The organism is Gemmatimonas sp. (assembly GCF_044345575.1).
Classification (GTDB): Bacteria; Gemmatimonadota; Gemmatimonadetes; order Gemmatimonadales; family Gemmatimonadaceae; genus Gemmatimonas.
Genome location: NZ_JBIJAW010000197.1, coordinates 1 through 6,051 on the forward strand (window position 1 = coordinate 1; position 6,051 = coordinate 6,051).

The 6,051-nt window shown below is 67.8% G+C and carries 7 protein-coding genes; 4 read left to right on the forward strand and 3 right to left on the reverse strand.

Features of this window, described 5'->3' with window-relative positions; all coding sequences use genetic code 11:
* Positions 1-977 (reverse strand): DUF1028 domain-containing protein (locus tag ACIQ6O_RS11445; RefSeq protein WP_396207920.1); only part of this gene is annotated, 977 nt, incomplete at its 3' end.
* A 37-nt stretch (positions 978-1,014) separates the two neighbouring features.
* The gene (locus ACIQ6O_RS11450; RefSeq protein WP_396207921.1) at positions 1,015-1,353 is read right to left on the reverse strand and encodes a ribbon-helix-helix protein, CopG family; all 339 of its coding nucleotides are present in this window, start codon (positions 1,351-1,353) and stop codon (positions 1,015-1,017) included.
* Positions 1,354-1,446: 93 nt separating this feature from the next.
* On the opposite strand from ACIQ6O_RS11450, the gene ACIQ6O_RS11455 reads away from it, so the two are divergent.
* The 4 genes from ACIQ6O_RS11455 (at position 1,447) to ACIQ6O_RS11470 (ending at position 4,477) form a co-directional block, all read left to right on the forward strand.
* Positions 1,447-1,674, forward strand: coding sequence for a type II toxin-antitoxin system Phd/YefM family antitoxin (locus ACIQ6O_RS11455; RefSeq protein ID WP_396207922.1), 228 nt, complete (start codon positions 1,447-1,449; stop codon positions 1,672-1,674).
* Positions 1,671-2,075: a type II toxin-antitoxin system VapC family toxin gene (locus ACIQ6O_RS11460; protein ID WP_396207923.1), complete on the forward strand. Its 405-nt coding sequence runs from the start codon at positions 1,671-1,673 to the stop codon at positions 2,073-2,075. Before ACIQ6O_RS11455 ends, ACIQ6O_RS11460 begins: the two co-directional genes overlap by 4 nt.
* A 93-nt stretch (positions 2,076-2,168) precedes the next feature.
* Positions 2,169-2,870 carry a DNA alkylation repair protein gene (locus ACIQ6O_RS11465; protein WP_396207924.1) on the forward strand — a complete coding sequence of 234 codons (702 nt, stop codon included), beginning with the start codon at positions 2,169-2,171 and terminating at the stop codon, positions 2,868-2,870.
* A gap of 77 nt (positions 2,871-2,947) precedes the next feature.
* A complete protein-coding gene (locus ACIQ6O_RS11470) occupies positions 2,948-4,477 on the forward strand; it encodes an amidohydrolase family protein (protein ID WP_396207925.1) in 1,530 nt (509 codons plus the stop codon).
* 135 nt (positions 4,478-4,612) lie between these two features.
* On the opposite strand, the gene ACIQ6O_RS11475 is transcribed toward ACIQ6O_RS11470, so the two are convergent.
* On the reverse strand, positions 4,613-6,051 hold a 1,439-nt coding region (locus ACIQ6O_RS11475), incomplete at its 5' end, for a RagB/SusD family nutrient uptake outer membrane protein (RefSeq protein ID WP_396207926.1).

Genomic DNA, 6,051 nt, shown 5'->3' on the forward strand with positions numbered 1-6,051 from the left:
CGCTGCACCGTTTCGGGGTCCACCAGCCCGGCCGGTGACCCGCCGATGCTCGGCGTGCCCATCCCCTCGCTGGTGCGAAAGCGGTCGACCGCCGCCACGACGTCCGCAGTGAAGAGATTGGCGTCGGGCATGCGCGGCGTCATCGTCTCGCCGGCCTTGTAGTAGCCCAGCGCGTTGAGCATCACCTTGAGCTGATACACATCGCCGCCGGAATACTGCTGCAGCGTGCGATAGCCCAGCGTCTGCGATACGGCGTCGTACACGCGGCGCAGCTCCGCCAGCGGCTGCTCGTGCTCGCAGATGTTGATGTTCACCGTCTGCCCGTCGGTGCGGCGCGACATGCCCGGGCGCGGGTCGGCCACCACGACGGCCGCCGACGTGCGCAGCCCGTGACGCTTGTCGCCGCCCAGCTCGAAGCCGGCGTTAAGTGCGTCGATGAGGCGATCGGCCAGATGCTGCGGCGAACCCTCGCTCGCTTCAAACTGCTTCGCGACCGCCTCGATGACCTGCGGCCCCACCAGGATGTTCCCCTGCGTCACGTAATTCTTGCCGGCGCGATGTCCCGCCCACGCATTGGGGCCGGTGCCGGTGTACTGCGCGCTGCGGCCGTCTGCGGCAATCACGCCGACCTGGCGCTGCTGAAAGCCGCTGTCGGCCGCGAGCAGTCGCTTGAGCGCCGCATCGGGTGCCTCACCCCGGGCCAGCGCGTCGAGCAGTTCGGTGCCGTACTCCGTGCGGGTGCTGGCCTGCGTGGCCACCGCACCCACTCCCTTTCGCACCCACGGCACGCCATTGCCCACGCACGGCACGCGCGTGGTAACCGCCACCCCTACCTCGCCGGTGCGCGGATCGACCGCGGCGATGGAAAACGTGTGGAACACGGGACCGTCGCGCCACGCTGCCGGCTCCTGGGCAGACGCGGTGCGTGCGGTGGCCAGCAGGGCAACGAGAGCGAAGGCGTGGGGAGGGAGACGCATGGTGGGGAGGGTAGGGGTGGGTGGAGTCCGTTTCGGTTTAGTCATTGTCGGCACGGGCACGCCGCCATGCCACGAAGTCGTCGTAGTTCGCGAACCGGCGTGGCTCCTCGAATCGTACGGGTGCGGCTTCGTCGATCTCGGCGGCCTGACGCTCCGCTTCGCGTATACGCGCCTCGGCCGTGAGCGCGAGGTCACGGCGCAGCTGGGCGGCACGTGACGCATCGAGTTCGTGGCTGAGCTGCTCGTGCGTGACGAAGCGCCGCAGCGCCTCGCTCAGCACCCAACTGCGCGACCGCCCCAGCTTCGCGGCGAGAGCATCGGCCGCCGCGAGATCTTCCGGGGGGATGGTGATGGCGATTTTGGCGGCCTTGGTCATACCAAATCATACCGCAGGGCGGGTCTGCCGGAAAGAACACCCAACTCCGGATAGTTTTGACCATGACTCTAGGTCAGAATAGATTGACCATATATGGCGACCATTCCCATTTCCGAGGCCAAAGCCAAGTTGGCGGCGCTGGTGCGGGAGGTGGCGGCGTCGGGCGAGGGGTACGTGATCAGCGTGAACGGGCACCCCATGGCCGAGCTGCGCCCCTTCGTGCCGGTGCCGACACCGGGGCGCTTCAAGGGCGAGATCCGCTTCAGCGATGATGCCTTTGGGCCGATGTCCGACGAGGACGCTGACGCCGAGGGGCTATGATCGCCCCCGATACGCCACTGCTGCTCGATACGGTCACGTTCATCTTCTGGCACGCCGACAGCCCCCGCCTCTCGCCGGTGGCGCGCCAGCTGCTGTTGGACGCACCACAGCGCCCGGTGTACGTGAGCGCCGCCAGCGCGTTCGAGATCGCCACCAAGGTGCGCCTCGGTAAGCTCACCGTACCGCCGGCGATCCTCAACGACTTCGCGTACGTGGTGGAGGCCGACGGTTTTCGTCTGCTGGATGTCGATGCCGCATCGGCGATCCGCGCCGGCCAGCTCGCGGGCGCGCACCGCGATCCGTTCGACCGCCTCATCGCCGCGCAGGCCCTGTCCATCGAGGCGCCGGTGGTGACGAACGACAGTGCGTTCGCCGCACTCGGCGTTGCCGTCGTCTGGTAGGCGGCGAGTCGACAGCGCTCGACCGCTTGCCTGATTTTCCCATCACTGAGTCGCGCTGACCACCGCCGTTCAGTCTCACTCCCGAGGTCCCTCATGACCGTCGCCGATGTCCTCGCCCTGCTCGACACCGAACGCGACGAGCGCGGGATACGCCATTGGGAGAAGCTCGGTGCCCGCACCGGTGGCATGCGCACCTATGGCATCGGCCTGACTCGGCTGCGTGCGATGGCGAAAAAGATTGGTCGTGACCGGGCGCTGTCGCAGGCGCTCTGGAGCACCGATGTGTACGACGCGCGCGTGCTGGCGTTGCTGATCGATGATCCAGCGCAGATCACTCGCGCACAGGCAGAGCAACAGGTGGAACAGTTGGGCGGCGGAATGCTTGCACATGTGTTCGCCTCGTGCGATGCGACGCTGGCCAAGACGCCGTTCGTCGTGGAGCTCGCCGACGCATGGGTACGGCACGACGATGCCGTGCGGCGCGCATGTGGCTATACGCTGCTGTACGAGGCGTCGAAGTTCAGGGGAAAGAAGGCCCCGAGTGAACCATTCTTTCTCTCGGTCGTGGCCCGGATCGGTGAGTCGATCCACGCCGAGTCGGAGCAGGTACGCATGGCGATGGGCGCCGCACTCATGGGGATCGGCAAACGGTCGGCCGTGCTCAACCGCGCCGCACTGGAGGTGGCGCGGTCTGTGGGCCCGATCGCGTTTACGTCGGCGAGCGGCGAGTGTGAACCGTTCGACGTGGTGAAGCATCTCACCACTGACCGACTCAAGGAATCGTTGGGGCTCTAGCCGCTCATCGCGGCCGCACGACTGGCGGGAACGGTTCCGCGGGCCGTATGGTAGGGCCAACGCCTACCCCTCCTCGCATGCCCCGTCCTCTGTCGAATCCACCGGTCCGTCGCGTCGCGTCCCTCCTGCTCGCGCTCGGGCTCACCGCGATGGCCTTTCAGCAGCCCCCTCGCCAACCCGCCAGTCAACCCGCCTCCTTCGTCATCACCGGCGCAGAGATCGCCGACGGCACCGGCGCCCCGCTGCGACGCGCCAGTGTCCGCGTACAGGGCGACGTCATCGCCGCAGTGGGCGACATCACCCCGCGCCCGGGCGAGACGGTCATCGATGGTACCGGCATGGTGCTGGCCCCGGGCTTCATCGACACGCACAACCACTCGTCGTCGGGCATCGAAGTCGAACCCGCCGCGGTCTCGCAGGTGTCGCAGGGGATCACCACCATGGCGGTGGGGCCCGATGGCAGCTCCCCGTGGCCGGTGGGCGAGTATCTGCAACGCCTCCGCACCAAGCCGCCCACGGTGAACGTGGTCACCTTCGCGGGACACGCCACCATCCGCCGCGAGGTCATCGGCTACGACTACAAGCGTCAGGCCACGCCGGCCGAAGTGGCGCGCATGGCCGCGCTCGTCACGCAGGCGATGAACGAAGGCGCCTTCGGCCTCAGCTCCGGACTGGAATACGAAGTCGGCAGCTACTCGGCCACCGACGAAGTGGTCACCATGGCGCGCGCCGCTGGTGCCAAGGGCGGCATCTACATCTCGCACATCCGCGACGAGGCCGATCTCGCCATGGACGCCATGCGCGAGGCCATCACCATCGGTGAGCAGGGCAAAGTGCCGGTGCAGATCACGCACATCAAACTCGGCACCGTGGGCGTGTGGGGGCAGGCCAACGATGCCGTGGCCATGGTGGAAGCCGCGCGCAAGCGCGGCGTGGATGTCACCGCCGATGCCTATCCGTATCTCGCGTGGCAATCGACCCCGCGCGTGCTCATTCCCAACAAGCGCTACACCGACTCGGCGAGCGTGCGGCGCGGGCTCGATGACATCGGCGGCGCGAAGAACGTGCAGATCACCCGCTGGGGCGCGCACCCGGAGTTCGTGGGCAAGCGGCTCGACGAAGCCGCGCGCCTGCTGGGCGTGAGTGACATCGACGCCTACATCCAGTTTCAGGGCGACGAGGAATCGGGAATGATCGGCCACGCGATGACCGAGGCAGACCTGCGCACGTTCTACAAGCAGCCGTGGGTGATGGTGGCCAGCGACGGCGGCATTGCGAATAATCACCCGCGCGGTGCCGGCACCTTCCCACGTGTGCTGGGGCCGCTCGTGCGCGAGCAGCAGTGGATGACGCTGGCCGAAGCGATTCACAAGATGTCCGGCATGCCGGCGGCGCGACTGGGGCTACGCGATCGCGGCACCGTGAAGCCGGGGATGAAGGCCGACCTCGTGCTTTTCGACCCGGCCACCGTGACGGACCGCGCCACTTTCGAACGGCCGCGCGCGTTGTCCACCGGTATCCAGCGCGTGTGGGTGAACGGCGCGCTGGTGTGGAACGGTACGGCGGTGACCGACGCGCGTCCGGGGCGCGTGCTCGCGCGGCCGTAACGGCGAAACACGCGGTGGCCGCCGTCGCGGTGGCCGCCGTCGCGGTGGCCGCGATGGCGGCAAAGGCAAACGGGGGTGGGAGCCGGCGTCTGCCGATTCCCACCCCCGTCTTTTGTCCACGAACGGTGCGTCCGCTCAGTACCCCGTGTTCTGCGAGAGCTGCGGTGACACGCGGATGTCACGCAGCGGAATGGGGAAGAGCGCCTGACCCGGACGGTCCTGGAACCCCTTCACCTGCACCACCTTGCCGAGGCGGATGAGATCGGGCCAGCGATCGCCTTCGAGCGCGAGTTCGAGACGACGCTCGAGTTCGATCTGGTTGATCACATCAGCCTGCGTGGTGACCTGATTGCCCAGCGTGTGCGGCGCCAACCCGGCGCGGACGCGCACCTTGTTGTACTGCGCCACCGCCTCGGGGAGACGGTTGAGGCGCGCGAGCGCTTCCGCCTTGATGAGCACCACTTCGGCGAGGCGAATCACGTGGATGTGCTCCGTGCCCGGACGCGCCGACCACTTGGTGCCGTTGAGCGGGCGCGCGGTTACGCCGCTCGGGCGTACGCTCACGGCCTTGCGGATGTCACCCGCCGGATACGCCGCGTCGAGCCCGGCGCTGGGAGCCACCTCGGCGCGACCCACCGAGAGGTAGTAGTTGCTGAGGCCGTTCGTCTCCGTGGCGTTGAAGGCCACGCGGAAAATGTCCTCGCTGGTGTTGCTCCCCGCCGCCGAGAAGAGATCGGCATACGGCACCACGAGCGTGTCGCGGCCGGCGAGCACCGAGTTGGCCGCATCTAGCGCCGCCTGATAGTCGGCCTGGCTGTTGCCGTTGCCCGGGAGTCCCGCGCGATAGAAGAGCACACGGGCCCGCAGTGCGCGCGCGGCCACGGGCGTGGCGTAGCGCGTGTTGGTGGTATTGCGGGTGAGTGTCTGTGCGCTGTCGAGATCGCGCAGCACCTGCGTGTACACGTCATTCACCGGCGTGCGGACGTAGGCCTTCGACTCGTCGGGCCCGGTGGTGACCTTGGTGGGGATGGGAACCGGTCCCCAGTACTTCACCAGGTTGTGGAAGCCGAGTGCGCGGATGAAGTAGGCCTGCCCCATGATGTCGGAGCGGGTCGCCTCGGGAATGCTGGTCACCGTGGGCACCACGCCGATGAGCAGATTGGCGCGATTGACACTGGAGTAGATCGCCGTCCAGAGGGCGGTGACTTCCGCGTTGTCGGCCTGCATGCGGTTGGTCTGCATCTCCCCGAGATACTGGAAGGTGCCCGACCACACGGCGTTATCGGCCGCGAGATCGCCCACGAGGAGCGCCGACAGCCCGTAGTAGCTCCCGCTCTGCAGGGCGTCATACGTGCCGTTGAGCGAAGCGGTCGCCGTGGCCGCGTCCTGAATCATCAGGTCCTGCGGTAGCGACGTGACGGGCTCCGTCTGCAGGATGCCGTCGCAGGCGGTGGTGGCGGTCAGGGCCGCGAGCGCAGCGAGGCGCGCCAGCGTGCGGGTGCGAGTCTTGAGGGAGGTCATGATCACCATCCGGCGTTGATGCCCACGGTCCACGTGCGGGCCAGGGGATACGC

Bases quoted from the DNA above. Each gene is read 5' to 3' on its own strand.
- ACIQ6O_RS11450 (WP_396207921.1), bottom strand. From the start codon at position 1,353: ATGACCAAGGCCGCCAAAATCGCCATCACCATCCCCCCGGAAGATCTC.
- ACIQ6O_RS11455 (WP_396207922.1), top strand. From the start codon at position 1,447: ATGGCGACCATTCCCATTTCCGAGGCCAAAGCCAAGTTGGCGGCGCTG.
- ACIQ6O_RS11460 (WP_396207923.1), top strand. From the start codon at position 1,671: ATGATCGCCCCCGATACGCCACTGCTGCTCGATACGGTCACGTTCATC.
- ACIQ6O_RS11465 (WP_396207924.1), top strand. From the start codon at position 2,169: ATGACCGTCGCCGATGTCCTCGCCCTGCTCGACACCGAACGCGACGAG.
- ACIQ6O_RS11470 (WP_396207925.1), top strand. From the start codon at position 2,948: ATGCCCCGTCCTCTGTCGAATCCACCGGTCCGTCGCGTCGCGTCCCTC.